The sequence below is a fragment of the Paenibacillus sp. H1-7 genome, from assembly GCF_022354825.1.
Taxonomy (GTDB): domain Bacteria; phylum Bacillota; class Bacilli; order Paenibacillales; family NBRC-103111; genus Paenibacillus_S.
The window spans coordinates 1,783,815-1,810,025 of record NZ_CP031168.1 but is presented as its reverse complement, the minus strand read 5'-3'; the positions used below and the strand labels follow the sequence as shown (position 1 = coordinate 1,810,025).

Sequence of the window (26,211 nt, the reverse complement as noted above, 5' to 3'; positions counted from 1 at the left end):
AGCGGCAGACGAACCTATTGGGAGGTAATGTAACGATGAGAATTGGAGTCATAGGCTATGGGGCAAGAGTTAGAGGGGTTATCAATAACGAGCTGAAAAAGCTGGATCCGCAGCTGCAAATTGCGGGGCTTGTAGACATTCAACCGGCGAAGCACGAGCTGGCACGGCAGGACGGCTCCTGTAACGTGCGCGTTTTCGATACCGTTGAAGCCATGCTGGAGGAAGAGGAGCTTGACGGGATCATGATCGGAACGCGCTGCTCGCTGCATACTCCTATGGCGCTCAAGGTGCTGTCGAGCGGCTTGCCGGTCTTTCTGGAGAAACCTGTGGCTACAAGCATGGAAGATGCGCTCCAGTTGAAAAAGGGCTACGAGGAAGCAGGCAACCGCCGTGTTGTCGTATCGTTTCCTTTGCGCGTCACCTCCATCGTTCAGCTGGCGAAAGAGATCATCGATTCCGGTAAAATCGGCACCGTCGAGCACGTGCAGGCCGTCAACAACGTGCCTTATGGTAACGTCTATTTTCAGGGCTGGTACCGGGACGAGGAAGAGACAGGCGGACTTTTCCTGCAAAAAGCGACGCACGATTTCGATTACATCAACTATGTGCTCGGGACGAAGCCCGAAACGGTAGCTGCGATGGTATCCAAGCAAATCTTTAAAGGAACCAAACCCGCAGGACTCCGATGCGCCGAGTGCGACGAGAATAGAACCTGTCCGGAGAGCACGACGTTCCGCACCGACTCTTTGAAGGACGATTGGGCCTACTGCTGCTTTGCTAGCGATACCGGCAACGAGGATTCGGGCAGCGCATTGATCCGCTACGAGAACGGGATGCACGTGTCGTACTCGCAAAACTTTTTTGCCCGCAATAAAGCAGCAGCACGCGGAGCCCGTTTCCTTGGCTACAAAGGAACGCTCGAATTCGACTTCTACACCGGAGCGATAAAAGTATATATGCACCATTCTCCTCGTGTGGAAACGTACGAATTTACCAATGAAAAAGGACATTTCGGCGGGGACACGGAGCTGAGCCGCTGCTTCTTGGGGCTGATGGACGGCAGCATAAAAGAATCGGTCTCTCCGCTCGAGGACGGGCTGCTTAGCGCGCTGCTTTGCTTAAAAGCACGGCAATCGTCAGTAACGGGCACATTCCAGCCCATCACGTGGGAATAACTCCCTGCTCTCCGTCAGGAAGGACTGAATGGAGTGCCGGTGGTCTGGAATAGAACGTAAAAGGGTCCAGACTATTGTCCTTTTGGGTTGGAGGACAAGGTTTGGACCCTTTTTCTTTACTTTACTTCTCGTGCAAATCAATGAGGTATACGTTGCCTTGGGTGCGCTCGTTATGGGTATCCGAAGTGAACAAAATGTATCGGTCGTCGTGGCTGAAGATCGGGTGCGGATGGACGTCCTGGACGGTGAAGCTGCTGTTGTGGCGGCATAGAAGCGTCATATCCAATTCGCGCTGCCGCCAATCCGTTCGGCACAGGTGAATGCTGTGGACGTCGATAATCCCGTCGGTTACGAGCAGCGTGTCGTCCGTGCTGGCAGTAAAATGCCCGTACGCCGTCATCTCCGGCAAAAAGCTCAATTCGGTGCATTGTCCGTCCGTTGTGTCCATGAACCCTACAAAGCTGACGATTTGCCCCTGCTCTCTCGGGCTGTCTTTCATGGCGGGATCGTTGGGCACTCCCCGGGTTCCGTGATAGATGACCGCCTTGCCCTCGCTGGCCCACATCTCGTGACAAATCCAAAGCGACGGTCCCCCGTCCGATTGATCCCTTACTTTGGTAATCACGCCATGGTCATACAGCCAGATGCGCTGCTCCACCATCCCGCCCTCGTGATTAAACAGCACGATGCTCGGATCGCGCGGATGAAACTGCACGTGCGTCACCCAGCCCTGATGCGCAAACGAATACAAGGGTTCTCCCGTGGCCGTATCGACAACGACAATATGAGAGCTCATCCGCTCCTTCTTCACTTTATCCCGGATCAGGCCGAACGGATTCCCCTCTCCGACTGCGAACGCATCGGCATCGATATACGGAATGCACGCATACCGTCCGTCGCAGGACAAATGAGTGAATCCGGTCATGACCCTCTCCGGAAGGACGTAAATCACGCGCTCGTCCAAAGTGTGTACGTCAAGCAGCCGAACCTCGCAGCCCTGAATATACAGCAACTTCCCTGCAGCCGGAGCAAAGCTGGGACTCGCTTTCGCCAGGCCGCGATACGGATTGCCGTCGTAATAGACGTAGCTCTTCATATAGCCGTCCCGGTTGTCAGTCAATTGAACGGCCGTGCCGTCGTCCAGCGCCAGCTTGAACAGATTGGGACTGCCCGTCCCCGCATCACTGATGAAGAGAATATGCCGGTTATCAGCCGTGAAGCTGCTGCTAGTAAAATAAAGATGATGATGATTGCCGGGCAGCGACGTGAGCTGGGTCACCGTTCGTCCCGTCTGGTCATCCTTGCGCTTCACCATCTGATGCTTTAGAACATTGCCTTTAGAAGCGTTCATTTGCCCTCTTCCTCTCCTTGAAAAAATCGTGGCAGCCAGCTCCGGTTCGCCCGCAGCAGCGCATCGGCCAGCTCGCCAAGCTCGGAGAAGTCGGCGAGCCCGCTAAGCGGATCAAGGCTTAATGCTTCAAGCAGTGTTTCCCTGCTGCCTTCCAAGGCCGCCTTGACCGTCAGCTCATGCACATCGGCATGCAGCCGGCACAAGCTGCCGATCGGACCGGGCAGCGCGCCCGATGCCCACGGATGAACCCCGTTCCGGTCTACAGTGGCCAGCGTCTCTACGACGACATCCCCGGGCATGTTCGTAAGCTGGCCCTCATTCGGAACGTTCACGATGGCCGTCGTCTCACCGCCGGTGATGACCGCCTTCATGATCTCGCACATTTCCTCCCCGGACCGCTGCCACGAGACCTCCTTCGCCCCGCTAGCCAGCGCGCGGATGTTGTCCAGCTGCTGAACCTTCGAGAAGCGTCTCGCATCGACCGTTGTTTTCAATACCCCGTATTTCATGCCGTATCCGTTTCTCACATTGCACAAGCTCGGATAAAACTCGATCAGATGCCGGTCTCCGGCAAGCGGCAAATAGCCGAAGTGGCGGCACAGCGCCAGCTTCGCAGCGCTTTTATTGTGAAACGAATCGTTCACCCGCCCCTTCGCCGGGTCGTCCTCAAGCTCCCAGCGGTCGTTGGCGTACTCCCTAATTTGCGGCAGCACGTCTTCACCGCGAAGCTCGGCCTTGGTCAGCCAGATGAAATGGTTAACCCCCGCGACCGTATAGCTGAAGCCTTGCTCGGGAAGCCAGCGGTATAAGTAATCCGTAACGCTCATTTCTTCGGGCTTGTGCAAGTCGAGCATCGGGCCGAAATATTTCGGAGCGGCATGAAGCTCGTGACACATCCCGACTACCTTGACCGTTCTAGCCGCCATACTCATGGCTCGGGTAACAGCGCTCATCGGATTGGTCACATTGAGCAGCCATGCCCCGGGACACATCTCCTCCATCTCCTGCACGAGCTCGTAAGCAACCGGCACCGTCCGCAGCGAAGCGGAGATGCCGCAGGGGCCAACCGTCATCGACACCGGCTGGCGGATACCGTATTGGATCGGCAGCTCCAAGTCGTTCCAGAACGCGTCCATGGCGCCGGGACTGAACGTTGTCAGCACGAAGTCGGCCCCTTGCAGCGCCTCCTTCCGCTGTTCGACGATACGAATGCGGTATTCCTTGCCCCGCAGCCGGTTGAAGGTATGCAGCATCGCCGCTACCGCTTCGACATGCTCCCGGTTCGGGTCGACCAGCCGGATTTCGCCCCCTTGGATTTCGTCCAGCAAATACACGTCGCGCATAAGGCCCGGCATCCAGTTGACGCTCCCGCCGCCGATGACCGTTAATACGATCGAACCCATTTGCTTCGCCTCCTTGTTGTGTTGAGACTCCCATACCATCAGAAATAAGAGTATCACTCGAGGCTTGAAACCGTCTTCATTTATCTTGTTTTTATCGCCGTAAATTCACCTATCTTGCTATAATAAATAGGAATCATTATACGGTTATTCCAGTGGAAGGAGCAGCCATTATGAGCAGATCGGAAATTCCTTATGACCGGACTCCGCCCTTTTCCATCAGCTATACCCATGAGCGCGAAACCGGGAAACGACCCGTAATCCACCATTATCACAACGGATTCGAGTTCGATTTTTTCGTTAAAGCCGACCTGGACATCTTCGTCAAGGATACTAAATATACGATCCGCGACGGCGATTTCTTTTTCATTAACGAATATGAAATTCATCGCATCTTTTACCATCCTAACAGGGCCTATGCAAGATACGTGATTAATTTCAGCAAAGATTTTATTCGTAGCATGCTTCGTGAATCGGGGCTGGAGGAAGTGTTGGAATGGATGGTGACCCAAGGTCCGCGCAAGGTGGAAACGAAGCCGGAGCAGCGCAGCAAAGTGATTGCTCTCTTCGATTCCCTTGTCAAATCCTATGAACGAAATCGTCAAACCGGCGATCCGTTGGCTCAAGCCAAAGTGAAGCTGCATCTTCTTCTGCTGCTGATCCAGTTCAAGGAGCTGGCCCAGGTCCAGCCCCCTCCCGCCGCCTATAACCCGCACATTAAGGAACTGATCCGCTACATCGACGATCATTACATGAATCCGATCACACTGGAACAGCTTCAGCAGGAGTTCCAGCTGAGCAAATATTATATCAGCCACCTGTTTAAGGAAACCACCCATTTCACCGTATTCGAATATATTCTGAACCGCAGAATCGTGGAGGCGAAGAAGCTGCTGGAGCATACGGAGCTGCCTATCATTCAGGTTGCCATGAGCTGCGGCTTTAACAACCTTCAGCATTTCTATCGAATCTTTCAGCGCCATGTGCAGCTGACGCCTCTTCAGTACCGTAAAAGCTTAAGATGAGAGTCGGGTTCCCGGATCTGCTCAGGTGCGGATCTCTTCCCATCGTTTCCTTAACGCCACCAAATCCTCTGTGAAGTTCTTCATCAGATTAGGACGCCTTCTCACCGCAAGCGGATGGTAGGTAAACCCTATGGGAATTCCCTGAAAATCATGCCAAGCTCCTCTCAGCTCTTTCACACTAACGTTCTCTTGTAACGGCAGCAACGATTCCGCAACAACGTTACCGAATCCGAACAGCAGCAGAGGCTGCTTCTCTCTTAGCTGCATCAGCAAATGAGAGGAGCAAGCCTCACGCGCCGCCGGCTTATCATAGGCACGAATCGGCCTGCATTTCAGCAAGTACGTCACATAGACCGATTCCGTAGCCAGACCCGCTTCCCTCATGCCTCTCTGCAATGTCTCCCGCGTCCCGCAAAGAAAATCTTGTCCCTCCCGATCCTCGCGCGCCCCCGGGTTATCCAGAATCATCAGGAGCTTCGCTTCCGGATTCCCTTCGCCCCAAATAACGCGGCTCCTCTGCTTAGACAGCTCACAGCGATCGCATAGCTGTATATCCGGAGGAGCCGTTTCTTCCGGTAAGATTACGAATGGTGCATCGTTTAAACGCATCATGGAAGATTGATCCTTTCTGTCGGTTTTGTGCTGAAGTTAGTCTTCACACACTTGCAATTGCACATCCAGCATACCGGGCTTTTATTATGTATTGAAACTGGAAATGATTCACATACTATCCCGGAATACAGCAATAAGGAGAGACCTCCCGTGTTCTTTCGATTCAGGAACCGCAAGCAGTCAAAAAAATTCCCGGAGCCATGCGGTGCAGGATCAGCCGACAGACCATGATCCTTCATCCGGTCTGGGAGGGCCTCTTGCTGAAACGCTCGGCTTATTACGCAAGCATTTAGGAACCAGCCCGGACATCGTGCTCAGGGAATTGGAAGACGGGGAGAACAGGCACAGGCTCGCCCTATGCTATATCGACGGTTTGATCGATAGCACCCTGCTGACCGAATCCTACTGCCGGTGCTTCTCTATGCCACCATACTAATCCGGCAGAAAAAATGGCGGAGCTCCTCCCGTTGATTTGCTTTAGCATCCGAGCGTATCCATCAATGAACAAAAAAACGGCCGCAGCACCAATATGCCTTGCGACCGTTTTTCACTTTCCATCGCGTACCTTATTTCCAGTAAATTTCGTTCAATCGATTCCAGCTCAAATATTCGGTGGAAGGAAGCACCTCATCGGCTGCGCTTAGCACAATCGGATCGCCAATCCCGACGGCTACCATGTTAGCGGCACGAATTGCCTCCAAACCGGCTGATGCATCCTCGATACCGATGCAGTTTTTCGCCGGAACGCCGAGCGCCTCCGCTGCTTTGAAGAATACCTCCGGATCCGGCTTGCCCCGCACCAATGTCCCGGCATCAACGATGTGGTCGAAATAGTGACCGATGTTCAAGCCCCCGATAATCGCCGGAGCGTTCCGGCTGGCCGATGCTACGGCCATACGAATGCCGGCTTCCTTCAATTGCTCGAGCAGCTCGCGAATGCCCGGCAGCAGATGCTCCGGCCGAATGGCACGGATCAATTCAACATACCGCTCGTTCTTGCTTGCCATGAACCGCTCCTTGTCCGAGTCCGAATAGGCCTTGCTCGACCGTTCAAGGATAATCTCCAGCGATGTTCTCCGGTCAACACCCTTCAACCGTTCATTGATCGTACGGTCGAACGGAATGTCCAGCTGCTGCGCCAGCTCAAGCCATGCCTGAAAGTGGAACTCGGCCGTATCGGTAAGAACGCCGTCCAGATCGAAGATCACCGCCTCCGGCTTGCGGTTGCTTACCGTCACAGGACTATCAACGGTTATTTTCACACCCAAATGCAGCAGTACGATCGGCTCTCCCTCAAGCACCTCATAGGTCGTTGACGTTGTCCCTATCCGGACGGAAAGCAAGCTGCCCCGGTAACGCATACGAAACGAGCAGCCTTCCCAGTTGGAAGGAAGCTCCGGTTGAAACGACAGCTCCCCGTTCGTCTGTCTCATTCCCGCAAACCCGTTGACGATCATAAGCCAAGTGCCGGCCATCGACGCCGTATGGATCCCGTCCTTCACATTGCGGTGGTAATCGTCCAGATCGACTCGCGCGGTCTGTTGAAAGTAGTCGTAAGCCTTCTCCACATCGCCAAGCTCGGCGGCGACAATGCCGTGGATGCACGCCGAGAGGGATGAATCGTGCGTGGTAAGCGGCTCGTAAAAATGATAATTCCGCTGCTTGTCCCAGCTGGTGAAGCGGTGGTTTTGCAGGAACATAGCCATCACCAGATCGGCCTGCTTCAGCACTTGATGGCGATTAATGACAAGCTGATGGTAATACAGCATGAGCGGATAGCGCTCCTTGGGGGTGTTGGCAAAATCCCACGGCGCCTTGTTCAGGAATGAGTCGTCTTGACCGATCAGCCCCCGCTCCCGGTGGATGTACATGTGCTCGGCAGCGTGTGCCCAACCGGCGACCTCCTCATCCGTAAGCCCCAAGCCGGCTTGCAGCTCAGACCAGCGCTCCGGGCAAGCCCGCTTCATCTCGTTGGCTGTACGGACCGCATATTCCAGCTGATCCTTCACCATCAGGTTCGTATACGTATTGTTGTCGATGACCGTCGTATACTCATCCGGTCCCGTTACGCCGTTGATACAGAAGCCGCGGCCTTCGATCCAATCTCCCGCGTCCGCGAAGAAGCGCGATGTCTCGAACAGCATCTCGGCGCCTTCTTGATACAGAAACTCTTTATCATCCGTAGCCTCGACGTATTTCTTTAGAGCATAAGCAATATCCGCGTTGATGTGATACTGCGCCGTGCTGGCCGCGTAATAGGCCGACGTTTCCTCGCCGTCAATCGTCCGCCAGGCATACAGTGCTCCCTTTTGCGACATTTCCGCGGCACGCGCTTTCGCTTTCGGCAAAATATGATGGCGGTATTTCAGCAGCTGCTTCGCAATGTCCGGCTTCGTGTACAGGAAGAACGGCAGCATATAGGTCTCTGTATCCCAAAAATAGTGTCCGTCGTACCCTTCTCCGGTAATGCCCTTCGCCCCAATATTCGTACGCCCGTCGCGTCCGACAGACATTAGCAGGTGCAATGCGTTAAACCGCAGCGCCTGCTGCAGCGCTTCGTCCCCTTCCACTATGACATCGGCGGTTTTCCAGAAGTCTTCCAGGTAACGCTTGTGTTTGTCCGCCAAGGCATCGAAGCCTTCCTCTTTAGCGGCCGTCACCTCTGAATGAGCTAGCTTCGGCAGCTCAGCCTCAGCATAGTCTTTCGAGGAGTAATAGGCAATGTACTTATCTAGTACAACGGATTCATATTTGTAGGCGTGTACGCTGAACCGGTGCTCAAGCCGCTGCTCAGCCTGCTCGGACTCCAGCTGTGCGTCATGACTCAGACGTTGATCCATAGCGCAGACCAGCGTAAAGCCGGTCATCTTGGTCTGCTGCACCATCGCACCGCAGGATCCCTCTTGGATCATGCCCTTCGTTTGCAGAACCTGCCCCCGAAACGCGGACCCTGCCCGCGGGTCATGGGCCGCCACTTGATTGCTGACGGCGCCGTTGATGGCCGAAACAAACATAAGCTCTCCCGAGAAATTGAGCGGCGTCGCTTCATATCGGACAACGGCCAAATGCTTGTTCGTCAGCGAGGCAAACCGTTCGATACGGATGCGGACCCGTTTGCCCGTCTCCGTCTGCCACACTAAGCTCCGTGTCACCGTCCCGCGCTGCATATCCAGCGTGCGCACGTAATCCTCGTGCTTGCCTGCAAACAAGCTGAACTTCTCGCCGTCCACATACAGCTCGATCAGCTTGCCGTCCGTTACATTCAGCATCGTTTGATGAAACTCCGGATGGCCGTAATGACGTCCTTTGCTGTAGGCAATAGGGGACGAATCGTAAAAGCCGTTCAAATACGTCCCATGAAGCGTCGTCCCCGGAGGACCGTCATATCCCTCCTCGAAATTGCCCCGAATCCCGATATAGCCGTTACCTACCGCAAATACGGTCTCGTCCCGTTGGTTCGTCCCGGTATCGAAGGACCGTTCTGTAACGGTCCATGGCTCAAACGGATATATGATGTCGCCTGTTCGCATCGTCTACACTCTCCTGCCTGTTTTACGTTTATTTCAAAATGGCGCCGTCGTTTGCCAGTCTCTGCTGCAGAGCCGCAGTATCCAGCTCCTGTGGCGAAATGCCCGAGACGGCCGACATGGCGGCTGCCGTTCCGGCGGCTTGCCCCGTTGCCATACAGCTCGGGGACAGGCGGGTCGTCGCCAGCGCTTCGTGGCTGGTCGAAATGCAGCGTCCTCCTGCAAGCAGATTATCGATCCGTTTCGGCAGCAGCGTGCGGTACGGAATGTCGTAAGCTCCGTCGCCTGCAATCCAGGCCGCAGTGACCCCTTTGCTCTTCGGATCGTGGATATCGATCGGGTACCCGCTGCGTGCAATAACGTCCGCTGCACGGCGCCCTTCCGTAACGTCCTCGATTTGCAAGCTGTACTGTCCGTCCAGGCGGCGCGTCTCGCGGATACCGATTTGTGCGCCCACCTGCGATATCGAAGCCTTCTCGAAGCCCGGCAAGCTGCTTCTCATAAAGTCCGCCACCATCAGCACCTGCTTGCGCCCGATTTCCTCGGCCTCGGTCAAATGCTCGACGTCGGTGCCGTCCAGCCCTTGCACGCGGGTCATATTGACCAGCACTTCGTCTTCCTCCGGACCGGTGAAGAACAGCACCTGATCCCGATTTATCGGAAGATTCGCTTCCTTCCAATGCTTGTAGAAGCCTTGTACGGCAGACAAAGGAAGATTCGGCAGCTCGGATACCGGCGTCTTGCGGTAAAACTCGTCAGCGTGCTCAATCATATACTGTTTGACAGCGTTCAGATTGACGCCGCGCATCCGGAACTTCATCGTCATCGGCTGTGTCAGCCGATCCGCCTCGCGTCCTTGCAGCACCGGCGCTCCCGACAAATAGGCGAGATCCGCATCGCCGGTTGTATCTACGAACGTTTTGGCTTGAATCGTGATGGGACCCGATTTCGAAGAGACGCGAACGGACTCGATATGGTCGCCGTTCGTCTTCACTTCATCGACGAAGCTGTGCAGCAGCAGCTTGACTCCCGCTTCCTTGAGCATATCGATGACGAGCACCTTGTACACTTCCGGATGGAACGGCGTAATCGTATGAACGAATCCGCAGGTGTCGCGCACGTGGCCCGGCGACGCTTTGAGCGCCTGAAGACGGTCGACGATTTCTTGCGCTATCCCTGCGATAACCTGTTTGCCTTCCATCGTATGGAAGGTCATCCACGGGTAGACTAGCGCCACGGTGGACATGCCGCCAAGAAAGCCGTACCGTTCGATAAGCAGCGTTCTGGCTCCGGTCCTTCCCGCTGCAATAGCCGCGTTAATCCCAGCAGGTCCGCCTCCGACGACCACTACATCTGTTTCTATCACTTGATTCATGTCTTTAACCCTCCAATTGTGTTCAGTTGTTTTAACGTTTCCGGATGAGCTTTACCCTTTTACCGCGGAGCTTGCAATCCCTTCGATAAACCACTTCTGGAAAATCGCCACAATGACGATAAGCGGCAGCAGCGCCGAGACGGAAGCCGCCATAATCAGCGTATAGTTCGTGCTGTTCTCGTCCACGTAGTTGGTAAGCCCCAGCGGGATCGTATACAGGTCGTTATCGCGCAGGAAAATCAGCGGATTCTCATATTCATTCCAGTGCCAGGTAAACGTCAAGATAAGCAGCGTCACGAGCGCAGGCTTGGTCAACGGCAAAGTAATTTGCCAAAATTGACGCCAAAAGCCTGCTCCGTCAACCCGCGCCGCCTCCAAAATTTCGTTTGGCAGCGTGCTGAAAAACTGTCGCATCATAAACGTGCCGAGCACCGAGAACATTCCCGGCAATATGACCGCCCAATGCGTATTGATAATTCCTAGCTTATCGAACAGAACGAATCGGGGAACAAGCAAAATTTGCGCCGGGATAATCATGGTCGACAAGTACAGCAGGAACATCGCCTCCCTGCCCTTGAACCGCAGCTTGGCAAACGCAAAGCCCGCCAGCGAGCTGGTTACCAGAACGCCTACGACGGTGATCAGCGTAATCTTGATCGAGTTCCAATAATAGAGGAAGAACGGATATTTCCCGAACCATACTTCCTGGTAATTGCCGAAATACCATTTCTTCGGAATCCATTCAATCGGGTATTTGAACAAATCCGCCGGCAGCTTGAACGATGCCGAAATCATCCACAAGAACGGCACGACGGCGAGCACTGCAAGCAAGGCGAAAACCACTGTAGTAATTAGCTTGAAAGCCGCATTCCTGCTTTTGGCCGAATACAAGTTCATTTGCTTCTCCTCCTTCTCCTAGAAATGACTTTGCCAGCGCTTCTGGCCCTGCCATTGAATCATCGTAATGATAAAGATAACGATAAACAGCACCCATGAGATCGCAGCCGCGTAACCCATCCGGTAATGCTGGAATGCCTCGATGTAAATATGGTAGGCCAGCACCATCGTCGAGTTAACGGGTCCGCCCTTCGTCATGACGGCAACCGCCGCGAAAACCTGAAACGTGGAAATAATCAGGGTAACGGCAATCAGAAAGCTGGTCGGCTTGAGCATCGGAACTGTAATCTGGAAGAAGCTTCGCAGCTTGGACGCTCCGTCAATGTCCGATGCCTCGTACAGCTCTTTGGATATCCCCTGCAGGCCCGCCATGTACAGCACCATCGTATACCCCGTATACGTCCAGATAACCATGATCATGATCGCGATGAGCGCCCATTTCGGATCGGCCAGCCAGCCCGGAGGCGAATCGATGCCAAACGAGCGCAGCGCCGAGTTGATCGGTCCGTTAGTCGGATTGTACAGCACGCTCCAGACGACGGATATCGCCACAACGCTGCTGACATAAGGCAGGAAAAATAAAACCCTAAGCACATTTTTCAAATAAACGAACTTATTCAGGACTACCGCTACGAGCAGACCGATCGCCATTGATACCGGCACGGTGACTGCAGTAAATATGACGTTATTTTGCAGTGACTTCAAAAAATACTCGTCAGTCGCGAGCTGCTTGAAATTATCCAGACCGGCCCAGGTCATACCGGCGAAGCCTCTCATGTAATCCCAGTCCGTAAAGACCATAATCAAGCTGACAACGAGCGGAAACAGCACAAACACCAGCACGCCCAAAAAATTAGGCAAAATGAACAAATAGCCCGCCAGCGTCTCCGCCAGCTTCTGTCGATTCCTCTTCATCGCATTTCACACCTCTTAACGTTAGTACCTTCATTGTAAAAAAGGACCGCCGCGGACGACATGGCTGAATCTCGCCGCTTTCAGGGTGATTCTACGAATTTCGACAAAAAAAGCCCGCATCCGCTGATGGCGGATAACGGGCACGGGCAATACTTTACTTCTTCACGCTTTGAATCGCTTGATCGCCGCGCTTCTTCATAGCTTCAAGCGTCTTATCGATCGGCTGGACGTTCATGAAATATTTCTCCGCCTCTTCCTTCATCACATTCGTGATTTGGGAGAACGCTTCGGATTTTACGCGGGTTGCGAAGGTGTAGTTCGCTTTCAGCACCTGGCTCAGAGACTGCTCATCGAGAATGCTGCCCGAATCGCCGACGATCAGCTTCGTCACCTTGTCGAAGTCGGCTTTCTTACTTGTTGGAATGCGGCCGCCGGCTACCATATCCATGCTGCCCTCCGTGAGGTACCAGGACATGAACTGGAACGCGGCTTCCTTGTTGGCGCTGTTGGCGTTGACCGACATGAAGTCGTTCATTCCGCCGTTGTTGACGTTTTTGCCTTTCTCCAGCTGAGGAGCAGGCGCGAAGGCAACCGCAAAATCGCGAGGATATTTGGTCGTATCCTTCAAGCTTCTCATCATCCACGCGCCGCCGTACACCATAGCGGCTTTTCCGGTCAGCAGCTCGTTAGCGGGGTCCAGCTTGTTCGCGATCGCTTCCGCCCAAGGCACCATGATGCCTTTGTCGTACAAGCTCTTCTGAATATCGAGACCCTTCTGCATGGCAGGGTTGTTAAAGTTCGTCTTGCCGTCATCCGTGTAGAGCGAATCGTTCGGCTTGGAGCCGACCAAAGTGAATTTGCCGATCAGCAAATCCGCACCTGGCGTAACAAAAGCACCCTTCATCGCGCCTTTATTCAGCTTCTCGGCCAGCGCCGCGAACTCATCCCAAGTCCAGTCGGCAGGCACTTTCTCGCCTGCCGCCTCCAGCGCCTTCTTATTCAGAACGACGAAGTCGATGTTCTTGTACCCCGGCAGGTAATGGATTTGATCCTTGTATTTCATGACATTGTCGTTGCCGATAACCTCATCGACATTGAAGTTCGCTTTCTTGATAAGCTCGTCCAGCGGTGCGGTCATCCCTGCATTTTCCCGTCTGAACAAGTTATTCTCGCCGTAGCTGAAGAACAAGTCCGGCGCATCGCTTTGCGTCATCAATGCCGTGTCCAGCTTCGTATTCCCGGTATCATCGTTGACATAGCGCACATACTCCACTTGAATGTCAGGATGGCTCTTGTTCCAGTTGTCGATAACCGTTTTCGGCCCATTCTCCTCCGGAACGCCTCCCCAAACCTTCAATTTAACAACTTTTGCTCCCGATCCGTTATTATTAGCATTTGCAGCAGAGTTGTTATCCTTGCTGCTTCCGCATCCGCTGACGACCATTGTTGAGGCAAGCGCCAGAGCGACGGTGCCCTTTACCCATGTCTTCAAGTCGATTCCCCTCCGATTTTTTCGTATATATGCTGTTTGCGTTTTCAGATTAACAAAACGCCGGCAGGGATGAGAATGGACTATTCCTTCATGAAACCGTCGAATTCTTGGATGTTGGCATTCGTCCCAGCACATGCTTGCGGAACTCCAACGGGTACATTCCTTCCATTTTCTTGAACAGCTTGCTGAAATAGTTGGAGTCGCCGTAACCGACCAATTCGGCTATTTCATAAATTTTGTAGGATTGATCCTTAAGCAGCTCTCTTGCTTTGTCCATGCGGATTCGCGTTAAATAGTCCATGATCGTTTCACCGGTTTCCTTCTTAAACAACACGCTCAGATAGTTTTCCGTGAAGCCGATCTCTTTGGCGATTTCGAACACCTTCAAGTTTTCGTTATACCGGTTTCGGATCGTTTCGATGACCTCCTGAATTTCCGGACGCCACACTTTGCCGGTCAGCTGCCGTACATAATCGAAATAAATCCGATTCCAGCCCGTGAACCAGTTGTATATCTCCTGAAGCGTCTCCAGGCTGCGGACGGCATGAAACGGATAGCGGTTATCGTATAATGGGACCGAATACAGATCCCCGCCCAGCTTGGCGGCATAGCTTCCGTACACATGCACGAGCTGAATCCATTGCTCCCGAAGCTCGTCCGGATGCTCCAGGCCCGCGCTGGAGGCCAAGTACCAGTCTCTTGCCTTGTTCAATGCGGCTTCCTCGTCCCTCAGCTCGAGCAGCTTTACCCATTCCTCTTCTATCTGCGGGCCGGCATGCGCGGTATATCGCCCCGATACATAGCGCATGATCCCTCCGCAACCATGGTAGAACCGGTGAAGCAGCGCCTCCTCCGCTTGGAGAAAGCCCGTATGCATCTCGTTTAAGCTTTCCAGCGGCTGCGAGATGCCGGAGGACACCGAGAGCTGCAGGAACGTTTGCACCGCCGATCCTATTTCTGTCAGCATTTCGCAGGGATCGGTACTCGCAATCATGGCAAATCGTCCGTTATCGATTTCAACAAATTCGTCTTGCTCGTACTTCTTGCCGATTTCCGTCAATATATTCATCACGGTGAAGTTCAGAAGCCGCTCGCTGCGGAACCGGTTTTCATCCAGCTCTTCCTGGTAGCGATCTAGCGCCATGCTGACGATGTAGTACGGCTCGCTCGGCTCCCAGAAGCCGAATTCGCCCATGAACTCTTGGACATCCTGAGGGGAGCACGCCTTGACGAGCAAATCCTTCAAGCGCTTCTCCTTCGCTTCCCTGCTGTATACACTCATTTTGAACTCCCGAACGGACGCCTGAAGCTGCCGTTCATTCTCTTGAACGACCTGCTCCTTCAGTGCAATCAGCTTATGCAGCAGCTCGTCCGGCTCCATCGTCAGCTTCAGCACATAATCGACGGCACCAAGCCGCAGCGCTTTCTGGACATATTCAAAATCATTATGACTGGATAAAATCAAGCATTTGGTACCGGGAGATTCGATCTTCAGCCTCTCGATCAAAGTGAGGCCGTCGCATTCCGGCATTCGGATATCGGTAAGCACAATGTCGCACGCGGATTGACGGATCATATCCAGCGCCTCAAGTCCGTTGGACGCCTCGCCGATCAGCTCGAAGCCGTACTGCTCCCATGGAATAATCGTTTTCAGCCCGATACGCACTAAGATTTCGTCGTCGGCAATCAATACGCGGATCATCTGGCTCCCTCCTCATCTTCCGGTTGTACGAGCGGCATGCGGATCGTAACGGCTGTCCCTTCCGCCTCATTGCTTTGAAGCTCCACACCATAACCTTCTCCGTAATGCATCCGCAGACGCTCATGAACGTTACCTATACCGATTCCGTTGTACCGCGCATGCTCCGGTTGGAGTGCCGCTTTCACCTCGTTCAGCTTCTCTTCGCTCATGCCTCTCCCGTTATCCTTGACAATAAGTACCAAGTCACCGTTCGTTTCGGACGCCGAGATGCATATAGCAAGCGGTGTACGATTGCCGTGGATGATGCTGTTCTCCACGATCGGCTGCAGCGTAAATTTCAAAATGCCGCAGCGCTTGAGCGTTTCCGGCAAATGCGTCTCGATCTGCACGTTATCGTGAAAGCGGATTTTCTGCAAATCCAAATAATCCTGCAAATATGCGAACTCTTCCTCCAGCGTAATGATCTCCCCGTCGTTCTTCATCGTAAATTGCAGAAGCTTGCCGAGCTTAGTTATCATTTGGCTTACATGCTGAGAGCCCGACAAGACGGCCATCCACTTGATGGAATTGAGCGTATTGAAGAGAAAATGCGGATTGATTTGCGCCTGCAGTGCTTGGAATTTGGCGGCTTCCTTCCGTTTCTGCTCTTCCGACAGCTTGTCGATCAGCCCTCTCAAGTTGGCGGTCATCCTATTAAAATGAACGCCCAGCTTGGCTATTTCGTCTTCCCCTCTCACATGTACTTGAGCGTTGAAGTCCCCTTGCCCCAGGCGATTCATGGAATGCAGCAAGCCGCGGATCGGACCGGTAAACCGCAGCATTAGTACAACGAACACCATCGTGAACACCGCAAACAAAGCGAACAGCCACAGAAAGGATTGATTCTTGATCCGGTTCAATTGTCCCATCAGCTCCGTCTGCGGAACAAGCTCGATCACCTTCCAGCCGACGCGCGGAATCGGTACCGTACTGTAGAAATAATCTTGACCGTCGACGGTCAGTCTGGACAAGCTTCCCCCGTGTTCCTGCCCGGAGGCTTCCGCTATTATCGGCTCATACGACTCGAGAGCCCGGTCGCCTTGCACATCCAGCACTTTGGATTCGCCCGATACGAGCAGCAGCGTATTACCTTTATCCCCTTCATACGTCGACGCCGTTCCAGGGAAGAACGATTCGGCCGGTATTGCGATGAGGGCCAAACCAAGCCCTTCTTCTCCTAGCGGAGATTTGATAAGCCGGGTCAGTACGAACCACTTTTGTACATCCGGACTTTCTCCTCCCAATGTCCCTTCATACGGCAGCTGCCAGTAAGGCCAGCCTTGCTTGCTTATCGTCATCCCATACCATGGTTCCTTTACAAGCTCGTTGAATGCTGGCCGGCCTCCGTAATCGACAGATGAGGAATGTACAAATCCGCGAAAATCAACCACTGCTACTACAGCATTGCTGTCCATTATGATGCCCTTAATATTCATCAGTTTCTTCTGGACATTCTGGTATTGCTGGAACGAAGCGTAATTGCCCGTCCATTCCGGGGACGCCTGCAAAAAATTTTGAAGCTCCATATCATTAACGATCAAATTCGATGCGTTCATCATGCGCTCCGACAGATCATCCATATTGGCGGCCAAATTGCGCATGGATTCCTGCTGGCTGCGGTCGATCTGCTCTCTAAGAACCGCCTGTGATGATGTGTAAGAGTTATAAATAATAAAGGCGACCGGCACGATGATGCAAAGAAAGAACGACAGCAGTATTTTGCCCCTTATCGATGTGAATGGCTTAGCGAAGCTGCGTCTCATTACCGGACCCCCTTGAAATGATTGCTTAACTAAATAAATATACCATAGGGAATCATTGAAAAAACCGGTGCAAAACTATGCAATTTCTGGTCAAAAGTGTGCCGTCCGTTGAAGAACGAGAGAACTGCTCAAGTTGGTGCGGACCGTAAATCCGTTATTTTACCAAAAATGGTTCTTCTTGCAGGATGATCGGACTACAGATCCTTTATTTCGAGAAAATACACCGTTTTTTCCGATAAAAAGAGCAAATAGCGGACTCTCGGTCCGATCGCACTCCGAAAGCAGCATCATTTCAAGAAATAACGGATCTCCTGTCCGACCCTCGAAAGCCTGGCTGGAAGGCATATTCCGCCGGACAATACAATCAAAGCTCGGGTTTCTTTGGTTTTGCTCAACAAAAAAATCCAAGGCTTATCCTTGGATTTTCTCGATTCCTTGCCCACACTACGCCCTTCGGGTGTTTCTTTTCCCGCTGCTTTCCCCTCACTAGCCGACCGTCAATCTCGGGTATACATGCTCTGATCCTGCAATCGTATCAGCACCTTGCCGAATCGGCCTCCCTGTTGGATCTCCACCTTGTCCTCAGGGTAAGTCCGCTGCAAATATTCGGTGACAATCCTCCGGTTCCGGTCGTCGGCAGGCAAACCAAACATCTTCAACCAGTCCATAGCCTCTTGAAGCGCCGTTTCTCTGGATACCACCGTGTTCTTCATTTCCCGGGTTACAAGCGACTCATAGGAATAGCCTTTTAGGTACAATAAATTCAGCAGATAGCCCATCTCCATATGCTTGGTTATCATAGGCCGCTCAGTCACCAAAGGCCAAATCTCACTTATCAGACTGTGCTCCCTGGAGCCGACGGACATGCTGATATAGCAAAACTGCCGCGCACAGCTCAGCACCTTCTCCACACTCTCCCAATCGACAATAACCGGACACATGGAGACAAAGACGAAGTCAAAGGCTTTCCTCCACCCTCTTGCTTCAATATCGATGTCCTCGAACGGCTCCGTCACAACCTCCACCTTGCCGTTCGGCAATCCCGCAATATTGTCTTTCAGAAGCTCAGCCAACGGAAGACCAGGCTCCACGGAAGTAACAGCAGCCCCACTCTCTGCAAACGGAACAGTAAATCCGCCCGAGGCCGCTCCAACGTCCAGTATGGAGGAATCTTTGAAGCCGACACCCTGGCCTTCCAGCCAATTCATTATGCGTTTGGCCCTTCGTCTGCCTTCTTCGTTAAATGCTTGCTCGTTGAATGACTTGGCCTTATCGTCAAAAGCATGCACTGGATCTATCCCGGCTTGTTTCATCTTGTTCACTCCGGTTTGCATATCCTCCTTCCAAGCTTTTTCCCATACGGCTTCATTAAAAAGATCGTTTGTCATCTTGCTGCAGCTCCCTCTAATAAAATTTGAAAGACTTTAAAGACTCTTAATATCTATAATATTATCAAAAAAAAGCAGCCGTTTGTTACAGAACAAACGTTACTTTTTTGGCAAGCTCAGACATTTTTTGCTCTCGCAAGTATTCCTCCATCTTCTCTTCCGCCGAAACCATCGCTTTCTGAATCAAGCAATCGGGTCCATGGTTCAAATCACAATCGAATAAGGAGGCTGTACCTTCTATGGCATGGATGATATCCAGAAACGAGATCTCTTCCCAATTCCGCTTTAATCTATAGCCGCCATTGGCGCCTGAAGTGGATTCAATCATTCCTGCCTTGACGAGCTTGGTTAGTATTTTGGATAAATACGTTGGTGAAACCCCTTGCCGCTCCGCCAACTGCTGTACGCCAATAAGCTTATTCGGGGTGGCTGCCGCAAGAAAGAGCATGGTGTGAAGGGCATAGTTCGTCGCTTTCGAAAATTTCATGGTGCAGTCTCACCTCGATTACAGACTTTATTTATCCATGATAGCTTTAAAGTGTGGGAATGTCAAGTCATGAGAGATTCTATCGTTAACGAGATGCCTGTATAGTATAGAGCAAGGGGCATTTTAAAGTTTTTACAAGGGCATTTTTGTGATTTTATTAGTACTTGTTGACAGAAAAATAAGTTTTTTTTCACCCATTTCAACATTTCGTAACCATTTCTTCAACCGTTGATCACATATTATGTGAATTAAATCACATACATCCTTTATACTAACAGTAAGGAAAAATGCTAAGAATAACCATGTCCTCCCTATTACATTACAAGGAGCTGATCGAACCATGATGTCCTACGATCCGGCGGTATACAGCCGCATATTGACGGGATTAACCCTTGGCTTCCACATCGTGTTTGCCACTATCGGCGTCGGGGTGCCCGTAATGATCGCTATTGCCGAGTTTCTCGGCATTAAGCGCGGCGACCCGCACTATATTTTGCTCGCGCGCCGCTGGGCCCGCGGCTTTGTCATTACGGTAGCAGTCGGCGTCGTCACGGGCACCTGTATCGGATTTCAATTGAACTTGCTGTGGCCGAGCTTTATGCAAATTGCCGGGCAAGCCATCGCATTGCCGTTATTTATGGAGACCTTCGCCTTTTTCTTCGAGGCCATTTTCCTGGGCATTTATTTATATACGTGGGATCGGTTCCGTAACCCGTGGGTTCATTTCACCCTGTCGATTCCCGTTATTATCGGCTCGTCGGCATCCGCGTTTTTCATCACGATCGTCAATGCGTTTATGAACACGCCGCAAGGCTTCACACTATCGGGACGGACTATTACTGATATCGATCCGATTGTAGCCATGTTCAGTCCGGCAACACCGACCAAAACCGCGCATGTGCTCTCATCCGCTTATATGACGAGCGCATTCGTGCTGGCGGGCTTCGCCGCTCTAGCGCTTTTGGCAGGCCGGAAGCATGTCTACTACAAAAAAGCGCTGCGGCTGACGATGATCACGGGCCTTATCTTTTCCTTGCTGACCGCATTCATAGGTGACTTGTCCGGCAAGTTCCTTGCTGAATACCAGCCGGAGAAGCTCGCGGCGGGAGAATGGCATTTCGAGACGACGTCTCGCGCTCCGCTGGTGATCGGCGGTATTTTGCAGGAAAACAATGAAATCCGCTACGGGCTGAAGCTGCCTTATGCGCTGAGTATTCTAGCCTTCGGCAAGCCGGACGCCGTCGTTACCGGGCTGAACGATATTCCGCCGGACGAACGTCCGCCGTTATACATTCACTATTTTTTCGATACGATGGTAGTGATCGGCAGCCTGCTTATTGTGCTGTGCATCGGCTACCTGCTGTTCGCCCGCAAGCGTCGGAGCGCCAAGGGACGCGAGCTGCCGCGCTGGCTGCTACGCTGTACCGTCTGGGCGGGGCCGCTTGCCATGCTCGCGATAGAATGCGGCTGGATCTTCGCCGAAGCCGGGCGCCAGCCCTGGATCTTGCGCGGGTATATGAAGACCGTTCATGGCGCCACTACCGCGGACAACGTAGATTGGATGCTGCTGCTTTTCTCTTTGTTGTATATCGTGCTCGGATTTACCGTCTGGGCGGTACTGCGCAAGCTGTTTAGGAGCAACTCGGCGGAGCAGGAAATGGCCCGTCGCGGAATCGAAGGAGGCGAACCCAAATGACTATCGAAGTAATCGGCATTACCGTGCTCTGGATTTTCCTTTACGGTTATTTGATCGTGGCATCCATCGATTTCGGAGCCGGATTTTTCAGCTATTACAGTATGATAACCGGCCGCAAGCATCTGGTTCACGGCATTATCGAGCGCTACTTGTCCCCGGTGTGGGAAGTAACGAATGTGTTCCTGATCTTCTTCATGGTCGGCATGGTCGGCTTCTTCCCTGACACCGCCTATTACCTGGGGACGGCCCTGCTGATCCCGGGCAGCATAGCGATCATTCTTCTTGCCATCCGCGGCTCTTACTATGCTTTCAGCACCTATGGCGGAACGAAGGATAATCCGCTCTATATGCTGCTATACGGAAGCAGCGGGCTGCTCATCCCGGCTTCGCTATCCATCGTTCTGACCATTTCGGAGGGCGGATTCATTCAGGAGCAGAACGGCCAAGTGATCCTTCAGTATGCGAAGCTGTTCACCAGCCCTTATGCGTGGTCGGTCGTCCTGCTATCTCTTGTGAGCATCTTGTTCATCTCCGCTTCTTTCCTTACGTATTATGCGGATAAAGCTAAGGACGCCGCCGCGATGGAAGTACTCCGGGGCTTCGCGGTCGGTTGGAGCGCGCCGACCATTTTGGCCAGCCTGCTCGTCTTTTTCTCGATCTACAAGCACAGCCCGTGGCATTTCGAAGGCATGCTCGATATCGCGTGGATGTTCGTCCTTTCCTTCCTGTGCTTTCTGTTCGCCATATACCTCATATGGAATCGCAGGAAGCTGGGTTTGGCGTTCATCCTTGTCATGCTGCAGTTCGCCTTCGCGTTCTTCGGATATGGCGCAGCCCATTTGCCGTATATCATCTACCCTATTGTCTCGATTCATGAGAGCGTGACAAGCCCGACGATGGGAGTGGCCCTCATCATCGCCTTTATTGCAGGGCTGCTGCTGCTCATTCCTTCCCTGTACTTGCTGATGCGCTTGTTCTTGTTCAACGCCTCCTATGTACAGGGCAAAACCGGGAAATAATCGAAGCGCAGCACAGTGGTCAAGACTTCTGGCTCACGGTTCAGTCTTCAGGGCAGCGTAGGCTCGCCGTCTCCCGGAACAATCGTCAGCCTCTGACCGCCCAATGCAAATATCCCCACAAAGTGGGGAGCCCCGATCATATAAATAGGCAAAAAAAGCCCGGCCTCCAATCACAAACAGGAGGCTCGGGCTTCTTACCGTTAAATTATTCGAAGTAAACCGCTTTGCCGGTTTTCGACGATTCATAAATAGCTTCCAAAATTTCCGAAACTACGCAAGCCTGCTCAGGCGTAACTACAGGCTCTTTGTCCTGCTCCACCGCTTCCAGCCACAAGCGCATTTCCAGATCAGCCGGGCTTGCTTTCTTACCGTCGTAGAAATCAACGCCTTTGGCATCGAGCTGAATTTCGTTCATAAACAGCTTGCTGTGCTTCTCGCCGTTAATGCGCAGTCCGTCCTGCATATCCGCTCCGCCCTCGGTGCCGCACAGCGTCGTCTTCGCTTCGCCGGTTTGCAGCATATTAATGGCCCAACTGGATTCCAGCACGATCGTCGCACCGTTCTGCATGGTAATCATACCGAATGCGGAGTCCTCGACTGTAAATTTCTCCGGATCCCACGATCCCCAAGCGTTGGCCGCGTCTTTCTTCTGGGACAGCTTGTGGAACGCCGTACCCAATACCGCCTTCGGCTTGTAGTTGTCCATCATCCACAGCGTCAAATCCAATGCATGCGTACCGATATCGATAAGCGGACCTCCGCCCTGCTTCTCTTCATCCAGGAATACGCCCCAAGTTGGTACGGCGCGGCGGCGAATCGCATGCGCCTTCGCATAATAAATGTCGCCGAGCTCTCCGTCTTCGCACAGTCTTTTCAAATATTGGCTGTCCGAGCGGAAACGGTTCTGATAACCGATGGTCAGTTTTTTGCCCGTACGCTTGGCGGCCTCTACCATCCGCCGGGCATCCGCAGCTGTTTTCGCCATCGGCTTCTCGCACATAACATGCTTGTCTGCTTCCATAGACGCGATAGAGATATCCGCATGGGAATCGTTTGGCGTACAAACATGAACAATATCGATAGAGCTGTCGTTCAGCAGTTCTTTATAGTTGTCGTATACTTTGGCATCAGGCGTACCGAATTTCTCGGCGGCCTCGCTCGCTCTTTCCTTCACAATATCGCAAAAAGCGACCATTTCCACGTTCTTTTGGTTTTTCAGAGCAGGCATATGCTTTCCATTGGCGATACCGCCGCAGCCGATAATGCCAATTCTAAACGTTTTAGCCATTGATTTGGTCCTCCTCTATTAGGTGGGTTCAGCATTTAGCATTCAATGCTCCCTCAATATCTAGACATTAGTATAGTGAACATTGTCCGAAAAAGATATTTCTAATCTGGCCTATATTGTATGCGATTTTGCCATAATATATCGATCTTTTTTGACATGCTCCGCCCTGCCGTCGACAAAAATTTCCCGGGAAATGGAAATAAAAAAGAAGCAAGCCATCGCAATGGTGCTTCTCTTGTTGATAATTATGCTTTTTTGCCTACGGACGTAACCAGCTTGTACCCTACGCCGCGGATCGATTCAATCTGTACACTCTGCTGGTTCATCTCCAGCTTCTTGCGGAGCGAGCTCACGTGAACGTCCACCGTACGCTGACCGCCGATGTAGTCGAAGCCCCATACAATGTTCATCAAATCATCTCGCGTTACTACAACCCCCGGACGCTGAACAAGGTACAGCAGCACCTCGAACTCTTTCGGTCTGAGCGGGATCGATTCTCCGTTCAGCATGACTTCATATTTCTCCGGATAAATGAACAAATCTCCGGCGGTAATGACCTTCTCTCCCGTCGTGCTCTTATCCTGAAGCTGCTCTTCGGACATCGTTCTGCGCAATACGGCCGATACCCGCGCCAATAGCTCCGCGACGCCGAACGGCTTGGTAATGTAGTCGTCGGCACCGTACTTCAAGCCTTGCACGACCTCTTCCTCCGCATTGCGCGCCGTCAGGATGATAACCGGCGTTTTGTTACCTTTCTGGCGAAGCTTGGACAATATTTCGAAGCCGTTCAATCCTGGAAGCATAATATCTAAAATAATCAGATCAAAGCTTTGCTGAAGCGCCGTTTGCAAGCCTTCGCTGCCGTGATCGACTACCTTCGTTTCGTAACCGTCCTGAGACAAATTATAAGATAACAATCTTGCTAACGTAGGCTCATCTTCAATGACCAAGATTTTTTGCGACATGGGAATCCCCCGTATTCGTTTCTAGTATGACAAGCTTATCATAGCACGGTTTTGTTGGCAAAATGTAAATTTTTTTAAAACTTAATGAAAACGTTAAAATTATTGCACAACAAAACCTTATGGAAGCAATACATCATTCCATAAGGCATTATTGTGCTGACTGCCTAAGCGAGCAGGCACGTGTTCAAAAATAACCCGCTTTAATGGATAACCGGAAGCTCGATAATAAACTTCGTCCCCATCCCGACTTCACTGTCAACCCGGATGGTGCCTCTGTGAAGCTCCACAAGATGCTTGACGATGGACAAGCCGAGACCGGTTCCGCCTGAACTGCGGGAGCGCGCTTTGTCTACGCGATAAAACCGTTCGAAAATCCGCGGCAAATCCTTCTTCGGGATGCCAATCCCCGTGTCCGAGATCGTGAAGCGGATTTTGTCATATTCCATCCCCGATGACGAACCTTCGATGATCGGCTCGACCTTCACTCTCACCTTGCCGCCTTCCGGCGTGTAGTTAATGCCGTTGGACAGCAGATTGATCAAAATTTGCCGCAAGCGGTCTTCATCCGCTTCCATATACATATCCTCATCCACCTGCATATCCAGATCGATCGATTTCTTCTTCGCCTCCGTATTCATCACATGGATGCAATTGCCTACGAAGGTGTGAAGATCGACAGGAGAGAACTGCAGCGGGATGCGCTTCGATTCGATTTTCGACAGCTCGAGAATATCCCCGATCAAACGGTTCAACCGCTCACTCTCGTCAAAAATAATCTGCAAAAACGATTTCGCCGTCTCCTTATCGTTCATTGCGCCGGCCAGCAGCGTTTCGGCAAACCCTTTCACTGCGGCGATCGGCGTCTTCAGCTCGTGTGACACGTTGGCCACGAACTCGCTGCGCATCCTCTCCAGCCTGCGGACGGCCGTAATATCGTGAAGCACGATCAGCACGCCGGCCCATTCATCTTCGGCAATAGACAAAGGGCTTAAGTTTATCTCCAATATACGCTCGGAAGGATAATAGAAGATCATCTCGTCCCGAATATGCTCTTTAGAATCAATGCATTCCTGGATTAATTGCGTGAATTCATACTGCTGCTTCGCTTCGTCGAATTTTTTGCCCAGCAGCTCCTGGGTCGAGAAGCCGAGAATATCTTCGGCGGAACGGTTAAGCAGCACGATTTTGCCTTCGCGGTCAATCATCATGACGCCGCTGATCATATTTTCAAGGACGCTCTTCAGGCGGCTCTCGTCCTCAATAATCCGGTTCATCTGCAGCTGCAGGCTGTCCGCCATCCCGTTGATGGCAAGCCCGAGCTGGCCGACCTCGTCTTTTTTCAGCACATGTACCCGTGCCTTGTAATTCATGTTCGTAATCTGGTGCGCCACTCTCGTGATCATCTCAATCGGGCGTGTCAGCCCGTAAGCGATACGGTAGCTGATTAATCCGGCGATAACGAACACGGTGACCAGACCCGTCAGAATGACGTACCATACTTGACGAATGGAAGCTTCCACATCTTCCAGACTCATGGCCAAACGTACGAAGCCTTGGATCGCGGCGCCGTCTTTTACAGGTACAACGACATAAAGCATATTGCGCTGTACCGTCGTGCTGTAGCGCATATCGGAACCGAATTGCCCGGTTTGCGCAGCTTCAACCACTTCTTTGCGGTTCAGGTGATTCTCCATATCCTCCACGCTGTGGTCGGAATCCCCCATCACTTTCCCGTCGGCCCGAATATAGGTGACTCTGGCATCGGCAGATTCCTTAAGGCGCACAGCTTGGTCCGTAAAATAGCGGACTTGCTCCGTTTCCGTACCCGTCTGTTTCCATTCCATCGAGACCAAAATGACTTTGAGCTCCCGCTCCATATTCGTTTTCAATGCTTCAATATGGGATTCCCTCAGCGTTCGGGCGGAGAATAACCCGGCTGCCAGCACCGAAGCGCCTATCAAGATAATAAAAATCAAAGTTAGCCTTGCCCGAAATTTTTGCATAATGACCTTTTGTCCCTCCGTTTGAGGTGCTCGCTGCCCAACAGGTTTTATCGCCAAATAGAATTTTACATCCCAATGATCTCGGAATTTTA

20 protein-coding genes are annotated in these 26,211 nt (G+C 52.3%); 5 read left to right on the top strand and 15 right to left on the bottom strand.

Annotated elements, in window-relative coordinates; genetic code table 11:
* Nucleotides 1-35 precede the first annotated feature (35 nt).
* The gene (locus DVH26_RS08215) at nt 36-1,175 is read left to right on the top strand and encodes a Gfo/Idh/MocA family protein (RefSeq protein WP_239633089.1); all 1,140 of its coding nucleotides are present in this window, start codon (nt 36-38) and stop codon (nt 1,173-1,175) included.
* A 121-nt stretch (nt 1,176-1,296) separates the two neighbouring features.
* Here the strand turns inward: DVH26_RS08215 and DVH26_RS08210 are convergent, their stop codons facing one another.
* Together DVH26_RS08210 and DVH26_RS08205 are read right to left on the bottom strand one after the other, a co-directional pair.
* Nucleotides 1,297-2,526: an oligogalacturonate lyase family protein gene (locus DVH26_RS08210; protein ID WP_239633087.1), complete on the bottom strand. Its 1,230-nt coding sequence runs from the start codon at nt 2,524-2,526 to the stop codon at nt 1,297-1,299.
* Nucleotides 2,523-3,929, bottom strand: a complete 1,407-nt coding sequence (locus DVH26_RS08205; protein WP_239633085.1) for a family 4 glycosyl hydrolase — start codon at nt 3,927-3,929, stop codon at nt 2,523-2,525. The genes DVH26_RS08210 and DVH26_RS08205 overlap by 4 nt, the downstream gene beginning before the upstream one ends.
* Before the next feature lie 170 nt (nt 3,930-4,099).
* On the opposite strand from DVH26_RS08205, the gene DVH26_RS08200 reads away from it, so the two are divergent.
* Nucleotides 4,100-4,951 (top strand): helix-turn-helix transcriptional regulator, encoded by an 852-nt coding sequence (locus tag DVH26_RS08200; protein WP_239633083.1) that lies wholly within the window; start codon nt 4,100-4,102, stop codon nt 4,949-4,951.
* A gap of 21 nt (nt 4,952-4,972) precedes the next feature.
* Here DVH26_RS08200 and DVH26_RS08195 read toward each other — a convergent pair whose 3' ends face one another.
* Nucleotides 4,973-5,563, bottom strand: a complete 591-nt coding sequence (locus tag DVH26_RS08195; RefSeq protein ID WP_239633081.1) for a uracil-DNA glycosylase — start codon at nt 5,561-5,563, stop codon at nt 4,973-4,975.
* Between the two features lie 205 nt (nt 5,564-5,768).
* Between DVH26_RS08195 and DVH26_RS08190 the strand changes: the two genes are divergently transcribed.
* Complete coding sequence (locus DVH26_RS08190; protein ID WP_239633079.1) at nt 5,769-5,999, top strand: spore germination protein; 231 nt, start codon at nt 5,769-5,771, stop codon at nt 5,997-5,999.
* A 130-nt stretch (nt 6,000-6,129) separates the two neighbouring features.
* Here DVH26_RS08190 and pgmB read toward each other — a convergent pair whose 3' ends face one another.
* The 9 genes from pgmB to DVH26_RS08145 form a co-directional block, all read right to left on the bottom strand.
* On the bottom strand, nt 6,130-9,093 hold the full coding sequence (pgmB, locus tag DVH26_RS08185; protein ID WP_239633077.1) for a beta-phosphoglucomutase: 2,964 nt from the start codon (nt 9,091-9,093) through the stop codon (nt 6,130-6,132).
* 28 nt (nt 9,094-9,121) lie between these two features.
* The gene (locus tag DVH26_RS08180) at nt 9,122-10,465 is read right to left on the bottom strand and encodes an FAD-dependent oxidoreductase (RefSeq protein ID WP_239633075.1); all 1,344 of its coding nucleotides are present in this window, start codon (nt 10,463-10,465) and stop codon (nt 9,122-9,124) included.
* Nucleotides 10,466-10,516: 51 nt separating this feature from the next.
* Nucleotides 10,517-11,362 carry a carbohydrate ABC transporter permease gene (locus DVH26_RS08175; RefSeq protein WP_239633073.1) on the bottom strand — a complete coding sequence of 282 codons (846 nt, stop codon included), beginning with the start codon at nt 11,360-11,362 and terminating at the stop codon, nt 10,517-10,519.
* A gap of 18 nt (nt 11,363-11,380) precedes the next feature.
* Nucleotides 11,381-12,277, bottom strand: coding sequence for a carbohydrate ABC transporter permease (locus DVH26_RS08170; protein WP_239633071.1), 897 nt, complete (start codon nt 12,275-12,277; stop codon nt 11,381-11,383).
* A 154-nt stretch (nt 12,278-12,431) separates the two neighbouring features.
* Entirely contained in the window at nt 12,432-13,769 is a 1,338-nt protein-coding gene (locus tag DVH26_RS08165; RefSeq protein ID WP_239633069.1) for an ABC transporter substrate-binding protein, read from the bottom strand.
* Nucleotides 13,770-13,857: 88 nt separating this feature from the next.
* Nucleotides 13,858-15,471 (bottom strand): response regulator, encoded by a 1,614-nt coding sequence (locus DVH26_RS08160; RefSeq protein ID WP_239633067.1) that lies wholly within the window; start codon nt 15,469-15,471, stop codon nt 13,858-13,860.
* A complete protein-coding gene (locus DVH26_RS08155; protein ID WP_239633064.1) occupies nt 15,468-17,273 on the bottom strand; it encodes a cache domain-containing sensor histidine kinase in 1,806 nt (601 codons plus the stop codon). Before DVH26_RS08155 ends, DVH26_RS08160 begins: the two co-directional genes overlap by 4 nt.
* A 497-nt stretch (nt 17,274-17,770) precedes the next feature.
* Entirely contained in the window at nt 17,771-18,661 is an 891-nt protein-coding gene (locus tag DVH26_RS08150) for a class I SAM-dependent methyltransferase (protein ID WP_239633062.1), read from the bottom strand.
* 85 nt (nt 18,662-18,746) lie between these two features.
* The gene (locus DVH26_RS08145) at nt 18,747-19,148 is read right to left on the bottom strand and encodes an Rrf2 family transcriptional regulator (protein ID WP_239633060.1); all 402 of its coding nucleotides are present in this window, start codon (nt 19,146-19,148) and stop codon (nt 18,747-18,749) included.
* 340 nt (nt 19,149-19,488) lie between these two features.
* Between DVH26_RS08145 and DVH26_RS08140 the strand changes: the two genes are divergently transcribed.
* Both DVH26_RS08140 and DVH26_RS08135 read left to right on the top strand, forming a co-directional pair.
* On the top strand, nt 19,489-20,844 hold the full coding sequence (locus DVH26_RS08140; RefSeq protein ID WP_239633058.1) for a cytochrome ubiquinol oxidase subunit I: 1,356 nt from the start codon (nt 19,489-19,491) through the stop codon (nt 20,842-20,844).
* A complete protein-coding gene (locus DVH26_RS08135) occupies nt 20,841-21,863 on the top strand; it encodes a cytochrome d ubiquinol oxidase subunit II (protein ID WP_239633055.1) in 1,023 nt (340 codons plus the stop codon). Before DVH26_RS08140 ends, DVH26_RS08135 begins: the two co-directional genes overlap by 4 nt.
* A gap of 205 nt (nt 21,864-22,068) precedes the next feature.
* On the opposite strand, the gene DVH26_RS08130 is transcribed toward DVH26_RS08135, so the two are convergent.
* The 3 genes from DVH26_RS08130 to pnpS all read right to left on the bottom strand — a co-directional run bounded on the left by DVH26_RS08130 (nt 22,069) and on the right by pnpS (nt 26,119).
* A complete protein-coding gene (locus tag DVH26_RS08130; RefSeq protein ID WP_239633053.1) occupies nt 22,069-23,151 on the bottom strand; it encodes a Gfo/Idh/MocA family protein in 1,083 nt (360 codons plus the stop codon).
* A gap of 245 nt (nt 23,152-23,396) precedes the next feature.
* Nucleotides 23,397-24,116, bottom strand: a complete 720-nt coding sequence (locus tag DVH26_RS08125) for a response regulator transcription factor (protein ID WP_239633051.1) — start codon at nt 24,114-24,116, stop codon at nt 23,397-23,399.
* Between the two features lie 200 nt (nt 24,117-24,316).
* Complete coding sequence (gene pnpS / locus DVH26_RS08120) at nt 24,317-26,119, bottom strand: two-component system histidine kinase PnpS (RefSeq protein WP_239633049.1); 1,803 nt, start codon at nt 26,117-26,119, stop codon at nt 24,317-24,319.
* Nucleotides 26,120-26,211 lie beyond the last annotated feature (92 nt).

What these genes read in the sequence shown, in the direction of transcription:
- DVH26_RS08175 (WP_239633073.1), bottom strand. Translation starts at nt 11,362, where the DNA reads ATGAACTTGTATTCGGCCAAAAGCAGGAATGCGGCTTTCAAGCTAATT.
- DVH26_RS08125 (WP_239633051.1), bottom strand. Translation starts at nt 24,116, where the DNA reads ATGTCGCAAAAAATCTTGGTCATTGAAGATGAGCCTACGTTAGCAAGA.
- DVH26_RS08140 (WP_239633058.1), top strand. Translation starts at nt 19,489, where the DNA reads ATGATGTCCTACGATCCGGCGGTATACAGCCGCATATTGACGGGATTA.
- pgmB (WP_239633077.1), bottom strand. Translation starts at nt 9,093, where the DNA reads ATGCGAACAGGCGACATCATATATCCGTTTGAGCCATGGACCGTTACA.
- DVH26_RS08145 (WP_239633060.1), bottom strand. Translation starts at nt 19,148, where the DNA reads ATGAAATTTTCGAAAGCGACGAACTATGCCCTTCACACCATGCTCTTT.
- DVH26_RS08180 (WP_239633075.1), bottom strand. Translation starts at nt 10,465, where the DNA reads ATGAATCAAGTGATAGAAACAGATGTAGTGGTCGTCGGAGGCGGACCT.
- pnpS (WP_239633049.1), bottom strand. Translation starts at nt 26,119, where the DNA reads ATGCAAAAATTTCGGGCAAGGCTAACTTTGATTTTTATTATCTTGATA.
- DVH26_RS08195 (WP_239633081.1), bottom strand. Translation starts at nt 5,563, where the DNA reads ATGATGCGTTTAAACGATGCACCATTCGTAATCTTACCGGAAGAAACG.
- DVH26_RS08210 (WP_239633087.1), bottom strand. Translation starts at nt 2,526, where the DNA reads ATGAACGCTTCTAAAGGCAATGTTCTAAAGCATCAGATGGTGAAGCGC.
- DVH26_RS08160 (WP_239633067.1), bottom strand. Translation starts at nt 15,471, where the DNA reads ATGATCCGCGTATTGATTGCCGACGACGAAATCTTAGTGCGTATCGGG.
- DVH26_RS08135 (WP_239633055.1), top strand. Translation starts at nt 20,841, where the DNA reads ATGACTATCGAAGTAATCGGCATTACCGTGCTCTGGATTTTCCTTTAC.
- DVH26_RS08200 (WP_239633083.1), top strand. Translation starts at nt 4,100, where the DNA reads ATGAGCAGATCGGAAATTCCTTATGACCGGACTCCGCCCTTTTCCATC.
- DVH26_RS08150 (WP_239633062.1), bottom strand. Translation starts at nt 18,661, where the DNA reads ATGACAAACGATCTTTTTAATGAAGCCGTATGGGAAAAAGCTTGGAAG.
- DVH26_RS08130 (WP_239633053.1), bottom strand. Translation starts at nt 23,151, where the DNA reads ATGGCTAAAACGTTTAGAATTGGCATTATCGGCTGCGGCGGTATCGCC.
- DVH26_RS08215 (WP_239633089.1), top strand. Translation starts at nt 36, where the DNA reads ATGAGAATTGGAGTCATAGGCTATGGGGCAAGAGTTAGAGGGGTTATC.
- DVH26_RS08170 (WP_239633071.1), bottom strand. Translation starts at nt 12,277, where the DNA reads ATGAAGAGGAATCGACAGAAGCTGGCGGAGACGCTGGCGGGCTATTTG.
- DVH26_RS08205 (WP_239633085.1), bottom strand. Translation starts at nt 3,929, where the DNA reads ATGGGTTCGATCGTATTAACGGTCATCGGCGGCGGGAGCGTCAACTGG.
- DVH26_RS08155 (WP_239633064.1), bottom strand. Translation starts at nt 17,273, where the DNA reads ATGAGACGCAGCTTCGCTAAGCCATTCACATCGATAAGGGGCAAAATA.